This window comes from Mycobacterium seoulense, assembly GCF_010731595.1.
GTDB lineage: Bacteria > Actinomycetota > Actinomycetes > Mycobacteriales > Mycobacteriaceae > Mycobacterium > Mycobacterium seoulense.
In genome coordinates this window covers 634,329-656,074 of sequence record NZ_AP022582.1, presented here as the reverse complement: position 1 = coordinate 656,074, position 21,746 = coordinate 634,329, and the positions used below count along the sequence as shown (strand labels likewise).

The following is a 21,746-nucleotide window of genomic DNA, read 5'->3' as shown; positions in this document are numbered from 1 at the left end:
GTTAGAAGGCGGATATGTAAAAAGCCGATCACATGTCAAAGCGGCCCCCGCCGCCGCCGACGGCTAGGAGGCTGCGTCGGAGGCCGAAAGCGCTTGAGGGCAATACGAATTGGCGGCGATCGCCGCGAAGCGCGTGGCGTCGTCCCCCTGAAGCCCACGATTGAGCATCTGGATCATCCGGACGATGTCCGACAGCTTCGCGCCCTCGCTCACCAACTTGCACACCGACCGGCCCGACGTAATCGCCTGATCCGGGTCCGAATAGGTCAGGCCGGCCGCGTGAACCGTGGCGAGGAAGGCGTCGTCGCTGCCGTCGGCGCGAGCGGGACCAGCCAGGCCGATTACGGCGGCAAGGCTCAGCAGGATGAGAAAAAGCCTCACGGATCACCGATCGTTCCAGAGCTGCGGTCGACGCGCATCTCGTGGAGCGAATCGGCCGATCAGGAGCTGGCGGTGGTGGTCGTCGGGGTGGACGACGAGATCACGTCGGGGCAGTACGCGCTGGCCGCGATCGCGGTGAACTTTTCCGCTTTCTCCTCGGTCAACGCGGCCGCCTTGGAGGTCATCGCCTTCGCGATGTCCGGCATCGCCGTGCCACCGCTGGCCGCCGAGCACACGTAGTGGGCGGCCTGGATGACCTGCTCCGGGTCGTTATAGGTGAAGCCGGCCGAATTCAGCGACGCGAGGAATGCGTCGTCGGTGTCGTCGGCGTGCGCGGGCACGGCCAAGCCGATCACGGCCGCAACACTGCAAATCGTCAGAACAAGCTTCATAAATTCGAAATCGTCCCAGACCCGCGCCGTGTGCGCGGCTGGCGAAACAATTTTTAACAATCGTCAACCCGCGGTTGACACCATCATGGTGTCAACCTACCGTTGACGCCATGGCTGACCCGACCCGCATCGCCCACCCCGTCCGCCTCGACGAGCTGATCAACGCCATCAAATCGGTGCACACCGACGCGCTGGACCAACTGGCCGACGCCGTGCTGGCCGCCGAGCATCTGGGTGAGGTGGCGGACCACCTGATCGGGCACTTCGTGGACCAGGCACGCCGCTCCGGCGCGTCGTGGACCGACATCGGCAAGAGCATGGGCGTCACCAAACAGGCGGCCCAGAAGCGGTTCGTGCCACGCGCCGAGGCCGCCGTCCTGGATCCCGAGCAGGGCTTCAGCCGCTTCACCCCGCGAGCGCGGGGTGCGGTGGTGGCGGCCCAGAACGCCGCGCACGAGGCGGCCAACGACGAGATCACGCCCGATCACCTGCTGCTCGGCGTGCTCAGCGATCCGGCCGCCCTGGCCACCGTGCTGCTGCGCCTGCAAAACGTCGACACCGACGCCCTGCGCGCCGCCGTCAACCTGCCCCCGGCCGGCGCCGAGACCCCCGACCTGATCCCGTTCAGCGGCCCGGCACGCAAAGCCCTCGAGCTGACCTTCCGGGAAGCACTTCGGCTGGGCCACAACTACATCGGGACCGAACACATGCTGCTGGCGCTGCTCGAGCTTCAGGACTCCTCGCCCGAGGAAGGACCGCTGCGCCGATGCGGCGTGGACAAGGGCCGCGTCGAGGCCGATTTGATCAAGGCGCTGGAATCGCTCGGGGGCGGCGCGGGCGTCCGCGCGGACGGGTGACCGGTGTCATCGACCCCTCCCGGCCGCATGACCGCGTGTGCGATCATTCGATGGTCCCCTTCCCCGGGCGCCTAGGAGGCGAAGACGTGGCGAAGATGCACCGCTGGTTGATCGTCGTGTCCGCGTTTCTCGTCGCCGCGGCGAGCGTCACCGCCGTCGCGGTGCTTCCCGTTCCCCGCGCCTGGGCCGGTGACGCCCCCATCGGCCACATCGGTGACACCCTGCGGGTGGACACCGGCACCTACGTCGCCGACGTGACCGTGGCCGGCGTGTCTCCCTGCGATCCGCCCCCCGGGTTCGGCTACACCCGCGAAGGCACCTATAAGGGCTTCCCGGGCAGCACGGTTGAGCGCGCCGACGTGGTCGTCCACGCGGTCCGGGTGCCCAATCCGTTCGTCATGGCGACCGCGTTCAGCTTCGACGGCGTGACCCCGTTCGCCGACGCCTACAAGCCGCGGGCCACCGACGCACCCGACGCGCTGGACAACGTGCTGACCAACGCCCCCAACGGTGCGGTCGTGCGCGGCGAAGTGTATTGGGACGCCTACCGCGATCCCGTCTCCACCGTGGTGCTGCTGGACAGGAAGACGGGCTACCACCTCGCGCAGTGGAACCTCTGACCCGCACCGTACGCGTCGCCACGACGGACTCCGTTGACGTCCGACAGCTTGCCGATATCGCCGCGCGCACATTCCCGTTGGCGTGCCCGGCCTCGATGGCGCCCGAGAACATCGCGGCGTTCGTCGGCGCCAACCTGTCGGCCGACCGCTTCGCCGAGTACCTCGCCGACCCGCAGCGCACCGTCCTCACCGCGACGCACGACGACCGAATCATCGGTTACGCCATGCTGATTCGCGGCAGCGACGACGACGTCGAGCTCTCCAAGATCTACGTTGCGCACGAGCACCACGGCACCGGGGTCGCGACCGCGCTGATGGACCTCGCGCTGGCCACCGCCGGCGAATGGGGCGCGGGCCGCGTATGGCTGGGGGTCAACCAGGCCAATCGACGCGCGCAACGCTTCTATACCAGGAGCGGCTTCGCGATCAGCGGCACCAGAATCTTTCGGGTGGGCGCCAGCCACGAGAACGACTTCATCATGACCCGCACCCTTCGCTGATCCCGGCGGTCAGCGCCACGAGCCGAGACATGGCCCGCAGGTACTTCTTTCGGTAGCCCCCGGCGAGCATCTCCGGGCTGAAGATGGTGTCCAGCTTGTCGCCCGCCGCGACCACCGGGATGCCGGCGTCATACAGCCGGTCGGTCAGCGCCACCAGGCGCAGCGCCACGTTCTGGTCGTCGATGCGGTGCACGCCGGTCAAGAACACCGCAGTCACCCCCTCGATCAGGGTCAGGTACCGCGACGGGTGCATGGTGGCCAGGTGCGCGCACAACGCGTCGAAATCGTCCAGCGTCGCCCCGTCGGCCCGCGCCGCGCGCGCGGCCACCTCTTCGTCCGACAGCGGCTGGGGCGCCGGCGGCAGCCCACGGTGCCGGTAGTCGGGCCCTTCGATCCGCACGGTGGTGAAAATGCTTGCCAGCGTGTTGATCTCGCGCAGGAAGTCCTGCGCGGCGAACCGGCCCTCGCCGAGCTGCTCGGGCAGCGTGTTGGAAGTGGCGGCCACCGACACCCCCCGCTCGACCAGCGACGAGAGCAGCCGCGAGATCAGGGTGGTGTTGCCGGGGTCATCGAGCTCGAACTCGTCGATGCACACCGCCGTGTAACCGGCCAGCAGGTCGACGCATTCGGCGAAACCGAACACCCCGGCCAGCTGGGTCAGCTCCCCAAATGTCGCGAACGCCTTGGGACTTGGCGGCTCCGGTCCCTCGCCGGGCAGCGCGTAGTAGGCCGACGCCAGCAGGTGCGTCTTGCCCACCCCGAACCCCCCGTCCAGGTACAACCCGACCCCGGGCAACACCGCCCGTCGGCCCAACAGCTTTCGCCGGCCCGCGCGGCGCTGCACGGCCTCTCGGCAGAAGTCCTGGCACGCCGCCACGGCGGCCGACTGGGTCGGCTCGGCCGGATCGGGTTGATAAGTCGCGAAGCTCACGTCGGCGAACGTTGGGGGCGGCCTCAATTGAGCGATCAGCCGCTCCGGCGACACGGTCGGATGCCGGTCCACCAGGCGCGCCACCCGGCGGGAAGGGGACCCGTGCATGCCAGAACTGTAGCGGCGTGCTGCAATCAACCCCATGGGTCTTCCCGAGACGCCGCTGTCGCTGCTCGGATCGGTACGCGAACTCACCGACGGAGAAGTCCCCGGGCTCTACGACTATCCCGAACGCGACGGGACCTGGGTGCGCGCCAACTTCATCGCCAGCGTGGACGGCGGGGCCACTTCCGGCGGCAGCAGCGGGACCATGGGCGGCCCCGGCGACCGGTTCGTCTTCAACCTGCTGCGCGAGCTCGCCGACGTCATCGTGGTCGGCGCGGGCACCGTGCGGGTCGAGGGCTATTCCGGCGCCCAGCTGAGCGCGGCCCAGCGGCAGCGGCGGCAGGCCCGCGGGCAAAGCGAGGTGCCGCAATTGGCGATCGTCACCAGGTCGGGTCGCCTGGACCGCGACATGGCCGTGTTCACCCGGACCGAGGTGCCGCCGCTGGTGCTCACCTGTGCCGCGGCGGCGGCCCCGGCGCGCCGGCTGCTCGCCGACCTGTGTGAGGTCATCGACTGCTCCGGCGACGACCCCGGCGCGGTCGACGAGGCCGCCATGCTGGCAACCCTCGGCGATCGCGGAATGCACCGCATCTTGACCGAGGGCGGGCCGATGCTGCTCGATTCGTTGATCCGGCGCGACATGCTCGACGAGCTCTGCCTGACCATCGCGCCCTACATCGTCGGCGGCCTCGCCCGACGCATCGCCACGGGCCCCAGCCAGCTGCTCACCCGGATGCGCTGTGCCCACGTCTTGACCGACGGCGCCGGTTACCTCTACACCCGTTACGTCAAGGCCTAGCTACTGTGGTCGACATGAGTCGGCAGATCACGCTCGCCACGGTCTTGGTTGCGGTGACCACCGTGGTCGCCGGCTGCGTCCCGGGGCTGGCCGCCGACCCGCGCTTCGCCACCGATTCCGGTGCCCGGCCCCAAGGGGCGACGACGGCCAAGCCACCGGCCGCCGGCCCGCCACCGATCGCGGCCCCCAAGAACGACCTGCCGTGGCACGACTGCACGTCGAAGGTTTTCGGTGACGCCGCGATCCCGCCCGCCGCCGGCGTCCAGCTGGATTGCGCGAACTACGACGCGGACCTGGACCCGAACGGCGGTGGGACCGGCACCGTCAGCGTCGGGGTGGTCCGCGCCCGCTCGAACCAGACCCCGCGCGACGCGGGCCCGCTGGTCTTGACCACCGGGTCCGATCTGCCGTCCTCGGTGCAGTTGCCGGTCTGGCTGTCGCGCGGCGGCGCCGACGTGCTGCAGACCCGACCGATCGTCGCCGTCGACCGTCGCGGCATGGGCATGTCCAACCCGATCGACTGCCGGGACAGCTCCGACCGCCAGATCATGCGCGACCAGGCGCAGTTCCAAACCGGCGACGACCCCGTCGCCAACCTGTCCGACGTCGCGAACACCGCCACCACCAACTGCACCGACGCCATCGCGCCCGGCGCGTCCGCCTACGACAACGCCCACGCCGCCTCGGACATCGAGCGCTTGCGGACGCTGTGGGACGTACCCGCGGTCGCGCTGGTCGGAATCGGCAACGGCGCGCAGGTGGCGCTGGCCTACGCAGCGGCGCGCCCCGACAAGGTCGCCCGGCTGATCCTCGACTCGCCAATTGCGTTGGGGGTCAACGCCGAAGCCGCCGCCGAACAACAGGTCAAGGGCCAGCAGGCCGCGCTCGACGCGTTCGCCGCCCAGTGCCTCGCGGTGAACTGTGCGCTGGGCCCCGACCCGAAGGGCGCCGTCAGCGGGCTGCTGGCCGACGCCCGCGCCGGCAAGGGGCCCGCCGGCGCGTCGGTGGCCCAGCTGGCCAGCGCCATCACCGTCGCGCTGGGCTTCCCCTCCGGCGGGCGCGTCAACGCCACCACCAGCCTGGCCAACGCGCTGGCCGCCGCCCGCTCCGGGGACACCAACCAACTGACCAGCCTGATCAACCACGCCGACGCCACCGAGGACTCCGACGGCCAATTCGTCAACTCCTGCAGCGACGCCGTCAACCGCCCCACCCCGGACCGGGTGCGCGAACTGGTCGTGGCGTGGGGCAAGCTGTACCCCCAGTTCGGCACCGTCGCAGCGCTCAGCTTGGTCAAATGCGTGCACTGGCCCACCGGTTCGCCGCCGGCGCCGCCGAAGTCGCTGAAGGTCGACGTCCTGCTGCTGGGCGTGCAGAACGACCCGATCGTCGGCACCGAGGGGGTCGCCGCGACGGCGGCCACCGTCATCAACGCCAACGCGGCCAGCAAGCGGGTGATGTGGCAGGGCATCGGCCACGGCGCCAGCATCTACTCGAACTGCGCGGTCTCCCCGCTGATCGGCTACGTCAACAGCGGCAAACTCCCCGGCACCGACACGTACTGTCCCGCCTGACATTCGGGGTGGGCGTCCGGTGTACGGTGCGCTGGTGACGGCAGCTGACTCGACCCGAACCGGCCCGCGCGACTGGGTGCCGGCCGCCTTCCGCCCCCGCAACGGCCCGCCGAGCACCGCGACGATACTGCGGTCGGCGCTGTGGCCGATCGCCATCTTCTCGGTCCTGCACCGCAGCATCATCCTCACCCTCAACGGCAACATCACCGACGACTTCAAGCCGGTGTACCGCGCGGTCCTCAACTTCCGGCACGGCTGGGACATCTACAACGAGCACTTCGACTACGTCGACCCGCACTACCTGTATCCGCCCGGCGGCACACTGCTGATGGCGCCGTTCGGCTACCTGTCCTTTACGCCGTCGCGGTATCTGTTCATCCTGATCAACACCGTCGCCATCCTGATCGCCTGGTACCTGCTGCTGCGGTTGTTCAAGTTCACGCTCTCGTCGGTGGCCGCGCCCGCCCTGCTGCTGGCGATGTTCTGCACGGAAAGCGTGACCAGCACGCTGGTCTTCACCAACATCAACGGCTGCGTGCTGCTGGCCGAGGTGCTGTACCTGCGCTGGCTGCTGGATGGCCGGGCCAGCCGCCAGTGGTGGGCCGGGCTGGCGATCGGCCTGACGCTCACCCTCAAACCGCTCCTCGGGCCGCTGCTACTGCTGCCCCTGCTGAACCGCCAGTGGCGCGCCCTGGTCCCGGCCGTGGTGGTGCCCGTCGTCGTCAACCTGGCCGCGTGGCCTCTGGTCAGCGATCCCATGGACTTCGTCACCAAGACGGTGCCCTACATCCTGGGCACGCGGGACTACTTCAACAGCTCGATCGAGGGCAACGGCGTCTACTTCGGCCTACCCACCTGGCTGATCGTCTTCCTGCGAATCCTGTTCACGCTGCTGGCCATCGGCGCCATGTGGCTGCTGTACCGCTATTACCGCACCCGCGACCCGCTGTTCTGGTTCACCGGTTCGTCGGGCGTGCTGCTGCTGTGGTCGTGGCTGGTGCTGTCGCTGGCCCAGGGCTACTACTCGATGATGCTCTTCCCGTTCCTGATGACGGTCGTGCTGCCCAACTCGCTGATCCGCAACTGGCCGGCGTGGCTGGGCATCTACGGTTTCATGACGCTGGACGACTGGCTGATTTACCGATGGATGAGATACGGCCGCGCGCTGCACTATCTGAAGATCACCTACGGCTGGTCGCTGCTGTTGATCGTGGCGTTCACCGTGCTCTACTTCCGCTACCTGGACGCCAAGGCCGAGGACCGGCTCGACGGCGGCATCGATCCTGCGTGGCTGACGCCTAAGTCGGATCGCGCTAGCGTGGATGCATGACGAGTCCGAAGGTGCAACTGTCCGACGACGAGTGGCGCCGAAAGCTGAACCCGCAGGAGTTCGAGGTGCTGCGCCGCGCCGGCACCGAGCGGCCCTTCACCGGTGAATACACGGACACCAAAACCGAAGGCGTCTACCAGTGCCGGGCCTGCGGCGCCGAACTGTTCCGCAGTACGGAGAAGTTCGAGTCGCACTGCGGATGGCCGTCATTCTTCGACCCGGCGAACTCCGACGCGGTGATCCTGCGGCCCGACCACTCGATGGGCACGACGCGCACCGAGGTGCTGTGCGCGAACTGCCACAGCCACCTGGGCCACGTGTTCACCGGCGAGGGCTACCCCACCCCGACCGATCAGCGTTACTGCATCAACTCGATCTCGCTGCGCCTGGTGCCGGCGGGGGCGTAGTCCCGCCACGCCTCTGCGCCCAAGTAGCCCCACCCGTCACCGGGTTGGATGATGCGCCGACTCAGTCCACGCGGGTGGCGTGCACTTCCCAGAACGGGGCGTGCACCCGGCCGTCCTCCAGCCACGGCTCCATCGCCCGGAACCGCTTCAGCAGCTCCTGCACCTGATCGGCCATGTCGGGATTGCGCGCGGCCATCATGTCGATCTGCTCGACGCTGATGTTCACCAGGTACGTCGTCGGCCCCAGATAGGTGATCTCCCTGCCGCCGTGCGGCAGCACGTCACGAAAGTCCTTCTCGGACAACGACCGCATCATTTTGAAGCCGTTGACGTCGTGTTCGCCGAACTCGAACATGTACAGCCGCGCCCCCGGCTTGGTGGCCCGGCGCAGCGCCTGCACATAGGACCGCTGCAGCTCGGGATCGGTGCTGAAGGTGTGGTAGAAGGCGCAGTCGACGACGGTGTCGAACCGGCCGTCCAGGCCGTCGAGCTTGGTGGCGTCGGCCAATTCGAAGTCGACCGAAACCCCGGCCTTGCGCGCGTTTTCGCGGGCCCGCTGAAGCGCAGCCGCGGACCCGTCGATGCCGGTGGCCCGGAAGCCCTTGGACGCGTAGTAGATCGCGTGGTGGCCCGGCCCGGTGCCCGGGTCGAGCACCTCGCCCCTGACGGCGCCCATGGCGACCAGCCGCTGCACCACCGGCTGGGGGCCGCCGACGTCCCACGGCGTGGCGGCGGGCAACCCGTGCGACGTCCGGTCGTCGCGGTACATCTCCTCGAAACGGGCCGGGTCGGTGACGTCGGGATGGCTCATGGCAGCGAGTTCACCAACTGCTCGACCGGCACGCGCGGGCCGGTGAAGAACGGCGTCTCCTCACGGGTGTGCCTGCGGGCGTCGGTGGCGCGCAGCTCGCGCATCAGGTCGACGATGCGGTGCAGTTCGGGGGCCTCGAAGGCCAGGATCCACTCGTAGTCGCCGAGCGCGAAGGCCGGCACCGTGTTGGCGCGGACGTCCTTGTATTCGCGCGCCGCCATGCCGTGCTCGGCGAGCATGCGGCGCCGCTCCTCGTCGGGCAGCAGATACCACTCGTAGGACCGCACGAACGGATACACGCAGATGTAGTTGCCGGGCTCCTCGCCGGCCAGGAAGGCCGGGATGTGGCTCTTGTTGAACTCCGCCGGCCGGTGCAGCGCCACGCTGCTCCACACCGGCGCGCTGGCCCGCCCCAGCGCGGTGGTGCGCCGGAAGTCGGCGTAGGTGGCCTGCAGCGCCTCGACCCGTTCGGCGTGAGTCCAGATCATGAAGTCGGCGTCGGCCCGCAGCCCCGCCACGTCGTAGAGGCCGCGCACCACGACGCCGCGCTCCTCCTGCAGCTTGAAGAACGTGGACGCTTCGTCGATGACGTCGTCGCGCTGGTCACCGAGCTCACCGGGCTCGACGCTGAACACCGAGAACATCAGATAGCGGATCGTGGAATTGAGCGAGTCGTAGTCGAGCTTGGCCATGGAACCTATCGTGCCACTTCGGTGTCGAGGGCCTCGACCGCGCGGCCGGCCGCCCCGACGCACGCGGGCACGCCGATGCCGTCGAGGTAGCTGCCGGCCACGGCGAGCGTCGGCGGCAGACCCGCGCGTATCTCGGCGACCAGCTCCGCGTGCCCGGGGCCGTACTGCGGCATGGCCTCGATCCAGCGCTGCACGCGGGCATCGACCGGCTCGACGGCCAGCCCGAACACGTCAACCAGGTCGCTCAACGCCCATCCGAGCAGCTCGTCGTCCGACGCCGTTTCGGCCACGCCGTCACCACACCGGCCGAACGACAGCCGCAGCAGCTGCGTGTCCCCGCGGGCGCCCCACTTGCGCGACGAGAGCGTAATCGCCTTGCCCCGCAGCGTTTCCCCGGTCGCCACCAGCACGCCCGAGCACTGCGGAAACGGGGTGTCGCCCGGCACCGCCAGCGCCACCACCACCGACGACGCGCTGGCGATCCGGCCGGCGGCGGCGGCGCTCGAGGGGGCGACATCGGCGACCAGGCGCGCCAGCCGCGGGGCCGGGATGGCCAGGATCACCGCATCGGCGTGCCAGCGGGCACCGGTGGAATCCAGCAGCGACCACCCCGGTCCGGCGGGCTCGAGCCGTTGCACCGCAGCCCGGACCCGGTGCGGCCGGGCACGTTCCACGAGCGCGTCGAGCAGCACCTGGTAGCCCCCGTCGAGCGCCCCGAACACTGGCGCGCCGGTCGCCGGCGGCAGCGCGCGGCGGACGGCATCCGTGAGGCTGGTGGCCCCGCGGTCCAAGGCCGCCGCGACCCCGGGGGCGGCCGCGCGCAGCCCGATGGTGGCCGCCGAACCCGCGTACACCCCGCTCAGCAGCGGATCCACCGACCGGGCCACCACCTGCTCGCCGAACCGCTCGGCCACCAGGTCGGCGGTCGCGGGATCGCTGCCCGCTCGCCAGCTGAACGGGCGGCCCGGCTCGGCCTCGATGCGTGCGACCGTCGCCTCGTCGACCAGTCCGGCCACCGAGGCGGCCGACGACGGAATCCCGACCACCGTTGCGGTGGGCAGCGGATGCAACTTCTGCCGGCTGTAGATCAACGGCCGGGCGCCGGTGGACACCAGCTGACGCCCCGACAGGCCCAGCTCGGCCAACAACGCGGGCATCTCGGGCCGGCGCAGGATGAACGCCTCGGCGCCGAGGTCCATCGTTTGCCCGCCGACCCGCTCGGTGCGCAAGATGCCGCCCAGCCGGTCGCCCGGTTCGAACAGCGTGATGGCCGCGCCGTCGCCCACCGCCGCGCGCAGCCGGTAGGCCGCCGTCAGACCCGAAATCCCGCCGCCGACAACGCAATACGAGGGGGACGTCATAGGGAGTGGACCAGTGACACCAGATCGGTCAGCACACCGGGGTCGGTCTCCGGCAGCACGCCGTGGCCGAGGTTGAAGACGTGACCGGCCGCGCCCGCGTCGACGGCGCGGCGGCCGTCCTCGACCACGGCCCGCGCCGCGCGCTCCACCACCGGCCAGCCGGCCAGCACCACCACCGGATCGAGGTTGCCCTGCAGCGCCGTGCCCGCCGCGACCCGGGCGGCCGCGTCGGTGAGCGACGTTCGCCAGTCCACGCCCACCACCGTCGCGCCGACGGCCGACATGGCGCCCAGCAGTTCGGCGGTGCCGACCCCGAAGTGCGTCATCGGCACGCCGTGCTCGGCCAGCGCGCCGAACACCCTGGCGCTGTGCGGTTGCACGTAGGTGCGGTAGTCGGCGAGCGACAGCGCGCCCGCCCACGAATCGAACACCTGAATGGCGTCCACCCCCGCCTCCAGCTGCGCCCGCAAAAAGCCCACCGTGATGTCGGTCAGCTTCTCCAGCAGCGCGTGCCAGCTGTCCGGTTCGGCGAGCATCATCGCCTTGGTGCGGGCGTGGTGGCGGCTCGGGCCGCCCTCGATGAGATACGACGCCAGCGTGAACGGCGCGCCCGCGAACCCGATCAGCGGGACGTCACCGAGCGCGGCCACCAGCAGCGTCACCGCGTCGGATACCGGCTGAATCCGTTGCCGGTCAAGCGGTTTCATCGCGTCGACGTCGGCGGCAGTGCGCACGGGCGACGCGATCACCGGCCCGACGCCCGCGACGATGTCCAGGTCGACGCCGGCGCCCAGCAGCGGCACCACGATGTCGGAGAACAAGATCGCCGCGTCGACGTCGTGCCGGCGCACCGGCTGCAGGGTGATCTCGCAGACCAGCTCGGCGTCGAAGCAGGCCGACAGCATGTCTGTCTGGGCCCGCAGCGCCCGGTATTCGGGCAGCGAACGGCCCGCCTGCCGCATGAACCACACCGGGATCCGGCCGGGCTTCCCACCGGTGACGGCGGCCAGATACGGCGACTCGGGGAGGTCGCGGCGAGTACTCATTGTCCTCAATGCTGCCACGACGGCCCCGCTGCGTAGTATCGACGACCGTGCCAGTCAGCCACCCACCGGTCAGCTACGACCAGTTCCCCAGCCTGCGCTGCGAAGTGGGCGACAACGGCATCCTGACGCTGGTTCTCGACGCCCCCGGCCTCAACTCGGTCGGCCCGCAGATGCACCGCGACCTCGCCGACATCTGGCCGGCGATCGCCCGCGACCCCGACGTGCGCGTGGTGCTGGTCCGCGGTGAGGGCAAGGCGTTCTCCTCCGGCGGCAGCTTCGACCTGATCGCCGAGACCATCGGCGACTACGAGGGCCGGATGCGCATCATGCGGGAGGCCCGCGACCTGGTGCTCAACCTGGTCAACTTCGACAAGCCCGTCGTCTCGGCGATCCGGGGCCCCGCCGTCGGGGCCGGGCTGGTGGTGGCCCTGCTCGCCGACATCTCCGTGGCGGGGCGCACCGCGAAACTCATCGACGGGCACACCAAGCTGGGCGTGGCCGCCGGCGACCACGCCGCCATCTGCTGGCCGCTGCTGGTCGGCATGGCCAAGGCCAAGTACTACCTGCTCACCTGCGAGACGCTGCTGGGCGAGGAAGCCGAGCGCATCGGCCTGGTGTCGACCTGCGTCGACGACGACGACGTGCTGTCCACGGCGACGCGGATCGCCGAGGATCTGGCGCTCGGCGCGCAGAACGCCATCCGCTGGACCAAGCACAGCCTCAACTCCTGGTACCGCATGTTCGCGCCCACCTTCGAGACGTCGCTCGGCCTGGAATTCCTCAGCTTCAGCGGCCCCGACGTGCGGGAAGGGCTCGCCGCGCATCGCGAGAAGCGGCCGGCCCGGTTCGCCGGCGGATCGACCCCCTGAGCAGGCGCGATACGCTGTCCTATGCGGTCTGGTAACGGCTTGATAGCGGTCGGCGCGCCTGATTCCGCGTGTCGGCCGATGGGTCTACCGTCGGACCCTGTGACCCGCACCGCGACGATGCAGTGGGGGCACGCCCCGCTTGCCGGGGATGGCTACGACGCCGAGGAGCGGCCCTGATGACGTACGCCGCGCCGCCGCAAAGTGGCCGGGATGAACAGGAGCGGCGCCAAGTGACCTCAGCTGAACCGGAGCCCTTCCGCGAGGCGGTCGCGGCGATGAACGGCGTCACCGTGCGGCCGGAGATCGAGCTGGGCCCCATCCGCCCCCCGCAACGCCTGGCGCCCTTCAGCTACGCGCTGGGGGCCGAGGTCAAACATCCCGACCGCGAAATCGTCCCCGAACGATCCGAGGGCGACGCCTTCGGCCGCCTGATCCTGCTGTACGACCCGGAAGGCGCCGACGCCTGGGACGGCACCATCCGCCTGGTCGCCTACATCCAGGCCGATCTGGACCCCAGCGAGGCCGTCGACCCCCTGCTGCCGGAGGTGGCGTGGAGCTGGCTGGTCGACGCGCTGGAATCCCGGATGGAGCAGGTCACCGCCCTGGGCGGCACCGTCACCGCCACCACGTCGGTGCGCTACGGCGACATCTCCGGGCCGCCGCGCGCCCACCAGTTGGAGCTGCGGGCCTCGTGGACGGCGACCACGCCCCAGGTCGGCGTCCATGTCGAGGCCTTCTGCGAGGTGCTGGAACACGCGGCGGGCCTGCCGCCGACGGGCGTCACCGACCTGAGCTCGAGGTCCCGCGCCTGACATGTGCGAACCGGAGGCCGACGGGCCCGGCAGCACCGGGCCCGGCAGCACCGAGCCCGACAGCGCCGAGCCCCAACCCACGCCGCTGCTGCGTCCCGCCGAAGGGATTCCGGACCTGTCGGTGACCGTCCGCCAGATCGAGGCGGCGGCGGAGCTCCTGGACCGTGGGAGCGGGCCGTTCGCGGTGGACGCCGAGCGGGCGTCGGGTTTCCGGTACTCCAACCGCGCCTACCTGATTCAGATCCGGCGGGCCGGCGCCGGGACCGTGCTCATCGACCCGGTCAGCCACGGCGCCGATCCGCTGGAGGCGCTGCGGCCCGTCGCCGAGGTGCTGAGCGAGGACGAATGGATCCTGCATTCGGCCGACCAGGACCTGCCCTGCCTGGCGGAGGTCGGCTTGCGGCCACCGGCGCTCTACGACACCGAGCTCGCCGGGCGGCTGGCCGGGTTCGAGCGGGTGAACCTGGCGACCATGGTGGAGCGGCTGCTGGGTGCCGGATTGGCCAAGGGTCACGGGGCGGCGGATTGGTCCAAACGCCCCCTGCCCGAGGACTGGCTCAATTACGCGGCCCTGGACGTGGAGCTGCTGATCGATCTGCGCGGGGCGATCGCCGAGGTCCTGGGCCAGCAGGGCAAGAGCGGTTGGGCGGCAGAGGAATTCGACTACCTGCTGGGCGTGGGTTCCCGGGAGCCCGGCGCGGCGGCGCCGCGGGACCGGTGGCGGCGCACGTCGGGGATCCATCGGGTCCGCGACCGGCGCGGCCTGGCCGCGGTCCGCGAGCTGTGGCTGACCCGCGACCGGATCGCCCAGCGGCGCGACATCGCGCCGCGGCGCATCCTGCCGGACTCGGCCATCATCGAGGCCGCCATCGCCGACCCGAAGACCATCGAGGACCTCACCGCGTTACCGGTGTTCGGGGGGCGCAACCAACGTCGCAGCGCCGCCACGTGGCTGGCAGCACTCGAAGCGGCACGGCAGACCAAGAATCCGCCCGCGGACGCCGAACAGCCGAACGGACCGCCGCCGGCGGCGCGGTGGAGCCGGCGTAAACCGGAGGCCGCCGCACGGCTGGAGGCGGCGCGCGCGGCCCTGTCGCAGGTGTCGGAGCGGGTCAACGTCCCCACCGAGAACCTGGTCTCACCCGACCTGGTGCGGCGGCTGTGCTGGGACTGGGAGCCCGCGCCCGACCCCCTCGAGGCGGTCGAAGAGTTCCTGCGCGCCGGGCAGGCGCGGCCGTGGCAGCGGGAATTGGTGGATCCCCCGCTGGCCCGCGCGTTACAACCGCCCGACGACGGCGGCGCCGACTAGTCGAGGTGCTCGCGGATCTCCGCTTCGGTGACGGCGCTGCCCAGCGCCGCGACCCAGCCGGTGACGCGGCGGGCCACGTCCTGATCCGTCAGCCCCAGGTCGGCCAGCAGCTCACCCCGCGAGGCGTGTTCGTAGAACCGCTGCGGCAGGCCCACGTCTCGGCACGGCACGTCGATCTCCGCGGCGCGCAGGGCCGCGGACACCGCCGACCCGACGCCACCGCTGACCCCGTTGTCCTCGCACGTGACGACCAGTTTGTGCTGCGCGGCGAGCTCGATGACCCCCTCGGACACCGGCAGCACCCAACGGGGGTCGATCACCGTCACACCGATCCCCTGGTTGTGCAGCCGCTTGGCGACCTCCAGCGCCATCGGAACGAACGCGCCGACACCCACCAGCAGCACGTCGTGGTTCAGCCCGGCGGCCGGAACGGCGAGCACGTCGACACCAGAGCGCCGCTCCAGGGCCGGAATGTCTTCGCCGACATCACCTTTGGGGAACCGCAGCGCGGTCGGACCATCGTTGACGTCCAGCGCCTCACCGAGTTCCTCGCGCAACCGGGTGGCGTCGCGGGGCGCGGCCACCCGCATGCCGGGCACAATGCCCAGCATCGACATGTCCCACATGCCGTTGTGGCTCGCGCCGTCCGAGCCGGTCACTCCGGCCCGGTCGAGCACCATGGTGACGGGCAGCTTGTGCAGTGCCACGTCCATCATGATCTGGTCGAAGGCCCGGTTGAGGAAGGTCGAGTAGATGGCCACCACCGGGTGCATGCCGCCCATCGCCAGGCCCGCCGCCGACGTCAGCGCGTGCTGTTCGGCGATGCCGACGTCGAACAGGCGGTCCGGGAACTGCTGGCCGAACGCGCTCAGCCCGGTCGGGCCGGGCATCGCCGCGGTGATGGCCACGATGTCGCGGCGTTTCCTGGCGTAGCCGATGAGCGCATCGGAGAACGTGGCGGTCCAACCGGGGCCGGCCACCTTGGTGGCCTGCCCGGTGACCGGGTCGATGACGCCGCACGAATGCATCTGCTCGGCCTCGTCGTCCTCCGCCGGGCCGAAACCCATGCCCTTGCGGGTGACGACGTGCACGATCACCGGCCGGCCGAAACCCCGCGCGTGCCGCAGCGCCATCTCCACCGCGCGTTCGTCGTGGCCGTCGACCGGACCCACGTACTTCAGCCCGAGATCGGTGAACAGCAGCTGCGGGGACAGGGAGTCCTTGATGCCGGCCTTGACGCTGTGCATGAACCGGTAGGCGAGCTCGCCGAGGAGCGGCAGCGAGCGCACGGCGTCGCGGCCCTTCTCCAGGGCGTGCTCGTAGGCCGGCTGCAGCCGCAGGGTGGCCAGATGGTCGGCGACGCCGCCGATCGTCGGCGCGTAGCTGCGGCCGTTGTCGTTGACCACGATGATCACCGGCCGGTTGGAGGCGGCGATGTTGTTCAGCGCCTCCCAGCACATCCCGCCGGTGAGCGCGCCGTCCCCGACCACGGCGACCACGTGCCGATTGCGGTGACCGGTCAGCTCGAACGCCTTGGCCAGACCGTCGGCGTAGGACAGCGCCGCGCTGGCGTGGCTGGACTCCACCCAGTCGTGTTCGCTCTCCGCCCGCGACGGATAGCCGGACAGCCCGCCCTTCTTGCGCAGGCTCTCGAAATCCTGCGCGCGCCCGGTCAGCATCTTGTGGACGTACGCCTGATGACCGGTGTCGAAGATGATCGGGTCGTGCGGCGAGTCGAACACCCGATGCAGCGCCAGCGTCAGTTCGACCACCCCGAGGTTGGGCCCGAGGTGTCCACCGGTGGCAGCGACCTTGTGGATCAGGAACTCGCGAATCTCGGCGGCGAGTTCACGCAGCTGCTGCCCCGACAGGTGTTGCAGATCAGCGGGCCCGCGGATCTGTTCCAGCATCCCGACAGTCTACGCAGCGAGCGCCGCAACAGCAGGGAGCCGGAGGTCGCCGGCCTACGGGGGCCCGAAAAGCTCGACCAGGGTGTCGTGCAGCTCGGGATCCGCCAGCACGACGACCTCGTCGCCGGCCTGAAGTTCGGTGTCGCCCCGCACCGGCACCAGGCCGGTGGTGCGGACCACGATGCTCACCCAGATGTCGCCGACACGATCACTGAGCCCCTCCACCGTGCACCCCTCGGCGGCCGAGCCGCGGGCGACGCTGACGCGGTGAACCCCCTCCGGTTCGTCGGCGAGCCGCACACCGATCTCCCATGGCTGGGTCTCCACCATGCGCATGGGCAGGTGCAACAGTTTTGCGACGCCCGGCACCGAGCTGCCCTGCACCAGCACCGAGAAGATCACGACGACGACCACGATGCCGTACAGGCGTTCGGCGTTGGGGACGTGCGCGGCGCGCAGCAACTCGCCGAGCAGGATGGGCACCGCCCCTTTGAGGCCGGCGAACATTATGAAGACGCGTTCGTTCCGCTTGAGGTGCACGCCGACCAGGCAGGCGCCCACCGCCAGCGGGCGAATCAGCGCCGTCAGGGCCACTCCGAGAGCGAGCCCGGGAATCCACACGTCGGGGTGGGTGAGCACGTTGAGGTCGACGGTCAGGCCCAGCACGGCAAAGGCGACGATTTCGGCCAGGCCGGCCAGGGCGGCGTGGAATCGCTTGATCTCCGGTTTGTAGGGCGCGCGAGCGTCTCCGATCACGATGCCGGCGACGAACACCGCCAGAAATCCCGACCCGTGCGCAAGCGTGGCGATGCCGTAGAGCATCAGGCTCGATGCCAGCGTCCGTAGCGGGTAGAGGCCTTCGCTCGGCAGCGCCACGCGGCGCATGAAGACGAGCAGGGCGCGACCGCCGATCACCCCGACGGCCAGGCCGATCGCCATCTGGAAAACGAATTGAGTTCCGACGCTGGCGAATCCGGCTGCGCTGAGGCCACCGGCGGCGATCAGGCTGGTCATCAACGAGATGCCCACCGGATCGTTGGCGCCGGACTCGCCCTCCAGGATGGTGCTGCTGCGCCCCCTGATCTCGCGCTTGCCCAGTACGGAGAACACGACGGCCGGATCGGTGGGAGCTATGGCGGTCGCGACGAGCACCGCGGGGAACCAGCTGACTCCGCACGCGTAGTGCAGCATCAGCGCGGCGCCGGCGGCGGTGAGGGCGGTGCCGAGGACGCCGACCGACAGGATGGGAGCAACCGCCCTGCGGAAGCGTGCAGGACCGATGTGCATGCCGCCGTCGAACAGCACCAGCACCAGCGCGACGGTGATGACCTGTTCCACGATCCGCTCGGACGGTGGCTGCACCGCGGGCACGGAGTGCACCACCGCCGCCGTTCCGACGAGCACGAGCAGGGGCACGGGAATTTTGACCCGCTCGGTCAGGCGGTTCGCCAGCACCGCGACCAGACCGACCGCACTGGAGAACAGAATGATGAGCGCGAACCGAAGACCTTCGTTCACGATCGCGGCACCCGCAGACCGGACGGCTCTTTGGCGGTGGGCACTCGTGCCTTTCGGTTGGTCGACAGGGACATCGAGGACATCGCCGACCAGACTTCCCGGCACACCGCGACGGAGTCTAGCCGGTCTCGGGGCACCACACCCGTAAACGCGTTGCGAGCACCGCTGCGTCTTTCGCGCCAGGAGCGCCACCTAGCGGGTCAGCAGCGCGACGCATTCGCTGTGGTGGGTGAGCGGGAAGGCGTCGAACACCCTGATCTTCTCGACGGCATAGCCATGGCCGAGGTAGAGGCCGATGTCGCGGGCGAAAGACGCTGCCTCGCAACCGATGTGGACTATCCGGCCGACTCCTGCGCCGGCCAGTAGATCGATGACTTCGCGTCCGGCGCCTGCCCGCGGCGGATCCAGGACCGCCACGTCGGCGCTCGCCCGTTGCGCGCCGAGCACCCGCCGCACCGAGTCGGTGACGACCTGCACCTGTGGCAGGTCATCGAGCGCGACGCGGGCGGCCCGCGTGGCCGCGCGCGAGGTGTCGACGGTCAACACCCGACCGGACTCCCCGACCGCGGCGCCCAGGGCGGCGGCGAAGACGCCCGCGCCGCCGTAGAGGTCCCAGGCGGTCATGCCCGCACCGGCCTGCGCCCAGTCGGCGACCAGCCGGCTGTACACCGTGGCCGCGCCGCGGTGCGCCTGCCAGAACGCCGTGACCGGGATCTGCCAGCTCCGCCCGTTCACCCGCTGCACCGCCTCGTAGCGGCCCTCCACCACCTTGGTCGCCGTCCGTCTGCCCTGTCGCAGCGTGCGCACCACGTGGCGTGCACCGTCGTCGTCCACGACGACATGCACCTGGGCGGTCGGCGGCCACTTGGAGCCGGCGAGCCCGTCGAGCATGCCGGCCGGCAACTGCGCGCAGCGCAGGTCGGTCATCAGCTCGTCGCTGTGATACCGGTGAAAGCCGGGCCGGCCGTCCGCCCCGACGTCGAGCCGGACGCGGGTGCGCCAGCCCGTCGGCCCGCAGTCGTTTAGGGGTTCGGCCGCGTCGTTCCAGCGGTACCCGCCCAGTCGCTCCAGCTGGTTGGCCACCACCTGCGCCTTGAGCGCGCGGGCCGCCTCCGGCGCGGCGAACGCCAAGTCGCAACACCCGGCCCCGTCCACCCCGGCGATGGGACACAGCGACTCGATGCGGTCGGCCGACGGCTCGAGCACCTCGACAGCCTCTGCGTGCCAATAAGATCCGCGGTCGGCGGTCACCCGGACCCGCACCCGCTCGCCCGGCAGCGCGTAGCGGACGAACACCACGCGTCCCTCGTGGTGCGCCACGCAGCTACCGCCGTTGGCCGGGGCGCCGGTGACCAGGGTCAGCTCATCGCGTGGGGGCAGCACCGCGTTGGGCTCGCGGCGTGGTGCTTCGCGGGTCAATCGAAGATTCCCCGACGAGCGTCGCCCGGGGCGGCGTGCGGCTGTAGCGCCTGGAGCCGTTCCGACGAATTCAGTTGCCACGGAACAGACGTCACCATCACGTTGGGCATGAACAACAGCCGGCCCTTGAGCCGCAGCGCGCTCTGGTTGTGCAGCGCCTGCTCCCACCAATGGCCCACCACGTACTCGGGAATGAACACGGTGACCACGGTGCGCGGCGACTCTTTGCTGACCCGCTTGACGTACTCGAGTATGGGCCGGGTGATTTCGCGGTAGGGCGAGGCGATGACCTTGAGCGGCACACTGATGTCGCTCTCTTCCCATTGGTGCACCAGCTCGCGGGTCTCCCCGTCGTCGACGCTGACGGTGAGCGCCTCGAGCACATCCGGACGGGTCGCGCGCGCGTACGCCAGCGCGCGCAGCGTCGGCAGATGCAGCTTGGACACCAACACCAGCGCGTGATTGCGGCTGGGCAACACCACGTCGTGCTGGGCGGCGGCCTGCTGCTCGAGCTCCCGGCTCACGGTGCCGTAATGCCGGTGAATCATCTTCATGATGCCGAACAGCAAACCCATGGCGAAAAGCGCGATCCACGCGCCGGCAGCGAACTTGGTCACCAGGACGACCAACAAAACCGCACCGGTGGAAAGCAATCCGACCGTGTTGACGACCCGCGAACGCATCATCTTGCGCCGCGCCCGCGGATCGGTCTCGGTGCGCAGCAACCGCGTCCAGTGCCGCACCATGCCGATCTGGCTCAGCGTGAACGAGATGAACACGCCGACGATGTACAGCTGGATCAGCGCGGTGACCTCGGCGCGGAACGCGATGATGGCCAACAGCGCCGCTCCCGACAGGAACAGGATTCCGTTGGAGAACGCCAACCGGTCCCCGCGGGTGTGCAGCTGGCGCGGCAGGTAGCTGTGCTGGGCCAGCACCGAGCCGAGCACCGGGAAACCGTTGAACGCGGTGTTGGCCGCCAGCACCAGGATGAGCGCGGTCACCGTGGCGATGAGCAGGAAGCCGACGTGAAAGCTGCCGAAGACCGTCTGCGCCAGTTGGGTGACCAAGGTCTTCTGGTAGTAGCCCGGCGGGGCGCCGGTCAGCTGCCTGGCCGGGTCCTCGACCAGCTGAACCCGGATCTGCTGGGCCAACACGATGATGCCCATCAGCAGCGTGACCGCGATCCCGCCCAGCATCAGCAGCGTCGTCGCGGCGTTGCGCGACTTGGGCTTCTCGAACGCCGGGACCCCGTTGCTGATCGCCTCGACACCGGTCAGGGCCGCGCAACCCGAGGAGAACGATCGCGCCACCAGGAACGCCAGCGCGAAGCCGACGACCTGACCGTGCTCGGCGTGCATCTGGAAGCCTGCGGACTCCGCCCGCAGCGGATTGCCCAGCACGAAGATCCGGAACAGGCCCCAGCCGATCATGACGAAGACGCCGACGATGAACGCGTAGGTCGGAATGGCGAAGGCCACACCCGACTCGCGGATACCGCGCAGGTTCAACGCCATCACCAGCAGGATCGAGGCCACGCAGAACCACACCTTGTGCTCGGCCACGAGCGGAATCGCCGAGCCGATGTTCGCCATCGCCGACGCCGTCGAAACGGCCACGGTGAGAACGTAATCGACCATCAGCGCGCTGGCGACCACCAGGCCGGCGGTATCGCCCAGGTTGGTGGTGACCACCTCGTAGTCGCCCCCGCCCGAGGGGTAGGCGTGCACGTTCTGCCGGTAGCTGGCCACCACGACCAGCATCACCGCGGCCACCGCCAGGCCGATCCAGGGCGTCAACGCGTACGCGGTCACGCCGGCCACCGAGAGCATCAAGAAGACTTCCTCGGGTGCGTACGCCACCGAGGACAACGCGTCGGAGGCGAACACCGGCAAGGCGATCCGCTTGGGCAGCAGGGTGTGACTGAGCCGGTCGCTGCGAAACGGCCGGCCAATTAGCAACCGACGCGTTGCGGTTGAAAGTTTGGACACGAGAGCCAAGAGTAAGCCCACATGGGTTTGGCGGTAGCTTCGTAGGCGAGAATGTTTGCCGACGCGAAATCGGCTGGCCGACGTGGCTTGCCGATTGGGACGCAGGACACAG

At 69.9% G+C, this 21,746-nt stretch carries 21 protein-coding genes; 10 read left to right on the top strand and 11 right to left on the bottom strand.

Annotated elements, in window-relative coordinates; translation table 11 throughout:
• Positions 1-63: 63 nt before the first annotated feature.
• Together G6N37_RS03275 and G6N37_RS03270 are read right to left on the bottom strand one after the other, a co-directional pair.
• Entirely contained in the window at positions 64-381 is a 318-nt protein-coding gene (locus G6N37_RS03275) for a DUF732 domain-containing protein (protein WP_163675850.1), read from the bottom strand.
• 59 nt (positions 382-440) lie between these two features.
• Positions 441-737, bottom strand: coding sequence for a DUF732 domain-containing protein (locus G6N37_RS03270; protein WP_232075259.1), 297 nt, complete (start codon positions 735-737; stop codon positions 441-443).
• Between the two features lie 146 nt (positions 738-883).
• On the opposite strand from G6N37_RS03270, the gene G6N37_RS03265 reads away from it, so the two are divergent.
• From G6N37_RS03265 to G6N37_RS03255, 3 genes are all read left to right on the top strand, one after another.
• A complete protein-coding gene (locus G6N37_RS03265; RefSeq protein ID WP_163675844.1) occupies positions 884-1,630 on the top strand; it encodes a Clp protease N-terminal domain-containing protein in 747 nt (248 codons plus the stop codon).
• Between the two features lie 95 nt (positions 1,631-1,725).
• On the top strand, positions 1,726-2,250 hold the full coding sequence (locus G6N37_RS03260; protein ID WP_163684526.1) for a hypothetical protein: 525 nt from the start codon (positions 1,726-1,728) through the stop codon (positions 2,248-2,250).
• Complete coding sequence (locus G6N37_RS03255) at positions 2,238-2,750, top strand: GNAT family N-acetyltransferase (RefSeq protein ID WP_163675841.1); 513 nt, start codon at positions 2,238-2,240, stop codon at positions 2,748-2,750. Before G6N37_RS03260 ends, G6N37_RS03255 begins: the two co-directional genes overlap by 13 nt.
• On the opposite strand, the gene zapE is transcribed toward G6N37_RS03255, so the two are convergent.
• A complete protein-coding gene (gene zapE / locus G6N37_RS03250; RefSeq protein ID WP_163675838.1) occupies positions 2,728-3,825 on the bottom strand; it encodes a cell division protein ZapE in 1,098 nt (365 codons plus the stop codon). The genes G6N37_RS03255 and zapE overlap by 23 nt on opposite strands.
• Between zapE and G6N37_RS03245 the strand changes: the two genes are divergently transcribed.
• The 4 genes from G6N37_RS03245 to msrB are packed head-to-tail and all read left to right on the top strand — an operon-like array spanning position 3,824 to position 7,896.
• The gene (locus G6N37_RS03245; protein WP_163675835.1) at positions 3,824-4,585 is read left to right on the top strand and encodes a pyrimidine reductase family protein; all 762 of its coding nucleotides are present in this window, start codon (positions 3,824-3,826) and stop codon (positions 4,583-4,585) included. The two genes, zapE and G6N37_RS03245, sit on opposite strands and share 2 nt — an antisense overlap.
• A gap of 14 nt (positions 4,586-4,599) precedes the next feature.
• Entirely contained in the window at positions 4,600-6,159 is a 1,560-nt protein-coding gene (locus tag G6N37_RS03240; RefSeq protein WP_163675832.1) for an alpha/beta hydrolase, read from the top strand.
• Between the two features lie 19 nt (positions 6,160-6,178).
• Complete coding sequence (aftC, locus tag G6N37_RS03235) at positions 6,179-7,489, top strand: arabinofuranan 3-O-arabinosyltransferase (protein WP_163675829.1); 1,311 nt, start codon at positions 6,179-6,181, stop codon at positions 7,487-7,489.
• Positions 7,486-7,896 (top strand): peptide-methionine (R)-S-oxide reductase MsrB, encoded by a 411-nt coding sequence (gene msrB / locus G6N37_RS03230; protein ID WP_083173763.1) that lies wholly within the window; start codon positions 7,486-7,488, stop codon positions 7,894-7,896. Before aftC ends, msrB begins: the two co-directional genes overlap by 4 nt.
• Positions 7,897-7,957: 61 nt before the next feature.
• Here the strand turns inward: msrB and G6N37_RS03225 are convergent, their stop codons facing one another.
• From G6N37_RS03225 to hemE, 4 genes are read right to left on the bottom strand one after another with little or no spacing between them, the layout of a single operon-like run.
• On the bottom strand, positions 7,958-8,707 hold the full coding sequence (locus G6N37_RS03225) for a class I SAM-dependent methyltransferase (RefSeq protein ID WP_163675826.1): 750 nt from the start codon (positions 8,705-8,707) through the stop codon (positions 7,958-7,960).
• Entirely contained in the window at positions 8,704-9,399 is a 696-nt protein-coding gene (hemQ, locus tag G6N37_RS03220; RefSeq protein ID WP_163675823.1) for a hydrogen peroxide-dependent heme synthase, read from the bottom strand. Before hemQ ends, G6N37_RS03225 begins: the two co-directional genes overlap by 4 nt.
• Positions 9,400-9,404: 5 nt before the next feature.
• Complete coding sequence (locus tag G6N37_RS03215) at positions 9,405-10,760, bottom strand: protoporphyrinogen oxidase (protein WP_163675820.1); 1,356 nt, start codon at positions 10,758-10,760, stop codon at positions 9,405-9,407.
• Positions 10,757-11,806, bottom strand: coding sequence for a uroporphyrinogen decarboxylase (gene hemE, locus G6N37_RS03210; RefSeq protein WP_163675817.1), 1,050 nt, complete (start codon positions 11,804-11,806; stop codon positions 10,757-10,759). Before hemE ends, G6N37_RS03215 begins: the two co-directional genes overlap by 4 nt.
• A 47-nt stretch (positions 11,807-11,853) precedes the next feature.
• Between hemE and G6N37_RS03205 the strand changes: the two genes are divergently transcribed.
• The 3 genes from G6N37_RS03205 (at position 11,854) to G6N37_RS03195 (ending at position 14,796) form a co-directional block, all read left to right on the top strand.
• Entirely contained in the window at positions 11,854-12,675 is an 822-nt protein-coding gene (locus G6N37_RS03205; RefSeq protein WP_232075257.1) for an enoyl-CoA hydratase/isomerase family protein, read from the top strand.
• 176 nt (positions 12,676-12,851) lie between these two features.
• Entirely contained in the window at positions 12,852-13,487 is a 636-nt protein-coding gene (locus tag G6N37_RS03200) for a DUF3000 domain-containing protein (protein WP_163675809.1), read from the top strand.
• A 1-nt stretch (position 13,488) separates the two neighbouring features.
• The gene (locus tag G6N37_RS03195; protein ID WP_163675806.1) at positions 13,489-14,796 is read left to right on the top strand and encodes an HRDC domain-containing protein; all 1,308 of its coding nucleotides are present in this window, start codon (positions 13,489-13,491) and stop codon (positions 14,794-14,796) included.
• Here G6N37_RS03195 and dxs read toward each other — a convergent pair.
• The 4 genes from dxs to G6N37_RS03175 all read right to left on the bottom strand — a co-directional run bounded on the left by dxs (position 14,793) and on the right by G6N37_RS03175 (position 21,634).
• A complete protein-coding gene (dxs, locus tag G6N37_RS03190; RefSeq protein ID WP_163675803.1) occupies positions 14,793-16,706 on the bottom strand; it encodes a 1-deoxy-D-xylulose-5-phosphate synthase in 1,914 nt (637 codons plus the stop codon). The genes G6N37_RS03195 and dxs overlap by 4 nt on opposite strands.
• A 54-nt stretch (positions 16,707-16,760) precedes the next feature.
• On the bottom strand, positions 16,761-18,224 hold the full coding sequence (locus tag G6N37_RS03185) for a cation:proton antiporter domain-containing protein (protein WP_163675800.1): 1,464 nt from the start codon (positions 18,222-18,224) through the stop codon (positions 16,761-16,763).
• A 192-nt stretch (positions 18,225-18,416) separates the two neighbouring features.
• A complete protein-coding gene (locus G6N37_RS03180) occupies positions 18,417-19,607 on the bottom strand; it encodes a class I SAM-dependent RNA methyltransferase (RefSeq protein WP_163684525.1) in 1,191 nt (396 codons plus the stop codon).
• A gap of 32 nt (positions 19,608-19,639) precedes the next feature.
• On the bottom strand, positions 19,640-21,634 hold the full coding sequence (locus tag G6N37_RS03175) for an APC family permease (protein WP_163675798.1): 1,995 nt from the start codon (positions 21,632-21,634) through the stop codon (positions 19,640-19,642).
• Positions 21,635-21,746 lie beyond the last annotated feature (112 nt).

Excerpts from the sequence above, each read along its gene's own strand:
- hemQ (WP_163675823.1), bottom strand. The coding sequence starts at position 9,399 with ATGGCCAAGCTCGACTACGACTCGCTCAATTCCACGATCCGCTATCTG.
- G6N37_RS03225 (WP_163675826.1), bottom strand. The coding sequence starts at position 8,707 with ATGAGCCATCCCGACGTCACCGACCCGGCCCGTTTCGAGGAGATGTAC.
- hemE (WP_163675817.1), bottom strand. The coding sequence starts at position 11,806 with ATGAGTACTCGCCGCGACCTCCCCGAGTCGCCGTATCTGGCCGCCGTC.
- G6N37_RS03265 (WP_163675844.1), top strand. The coding sequence starts at position 884 with ATGGCTGACCCGACCCGCATCGCCCACCCCGTCCGCCTCGACGAGCTG.
- G6N37_RS03200 (WP_163675809.1), top strand. The coding sequence starts at position 12,852 with ATGACGTACGCCGCGCCGCCGCAAAGTGGCCGGGATGAACAGGAGCGG.
- msrB (WP_083173763.1), top strand. The coding sequence starts at position 7,486 with ATGACGAGTCCGAAGGTGCAACTGTCCGACGACGAGTGGCGCCGAAAG.
- G6N37_RS03195 (WP_163675806.1), top strand. The coding sequence starts at position 13,489 with ATGTGCGAACCGGAGGCCGACGGGCCCGGCAGCACCGGGCCCGGCAGC.
- zapE (WP_163675838.1), bottom strand. The coding sequence starts at position 3,825 with ATGGGGTTGATTGCAGCACGCCGCTACAGTTCTGGCATGCACGGGTCC.
- G6N37_RS03240 (WP_163675832.1), top strand. The coding sequence starts at position 4,600 with ATGAGTCGGCAGATCACGCTCGCCACGGTCTTGGTTGCGGTGACCACC.
- G6N37_RS03245 (WP_163675835.1), top strand. The coding sequence starts at position 3,824 with ATGGGTCTTCCCGAGACGCCGCTGTCGCTGCTCGGATCGGTACGCGAA.
- dxs (WP_163675803.1), bottom strand. The coding sequence starts at position 16,706 with ATGCTGGAACAGATCCGCGGGCCCGCTGATCTGCAACACCTGTCGGGG.
- G6N37_RS03260 (WP_163684526.1), top strand. The coding sequence starts at position 1,726 with ATGCACCGCTGGTTGATCGTCGTGTCCGCGTTTCTCGTCGCCGCGGCG.
- G6N37_RS03215 (WP_163675820.1), bottom strand. The coding sequence starts at position 10,760 with ATGACGTCCCCCTCGTATTGCGTTGTCGGCGGCGGGATTTCGGGTCTG.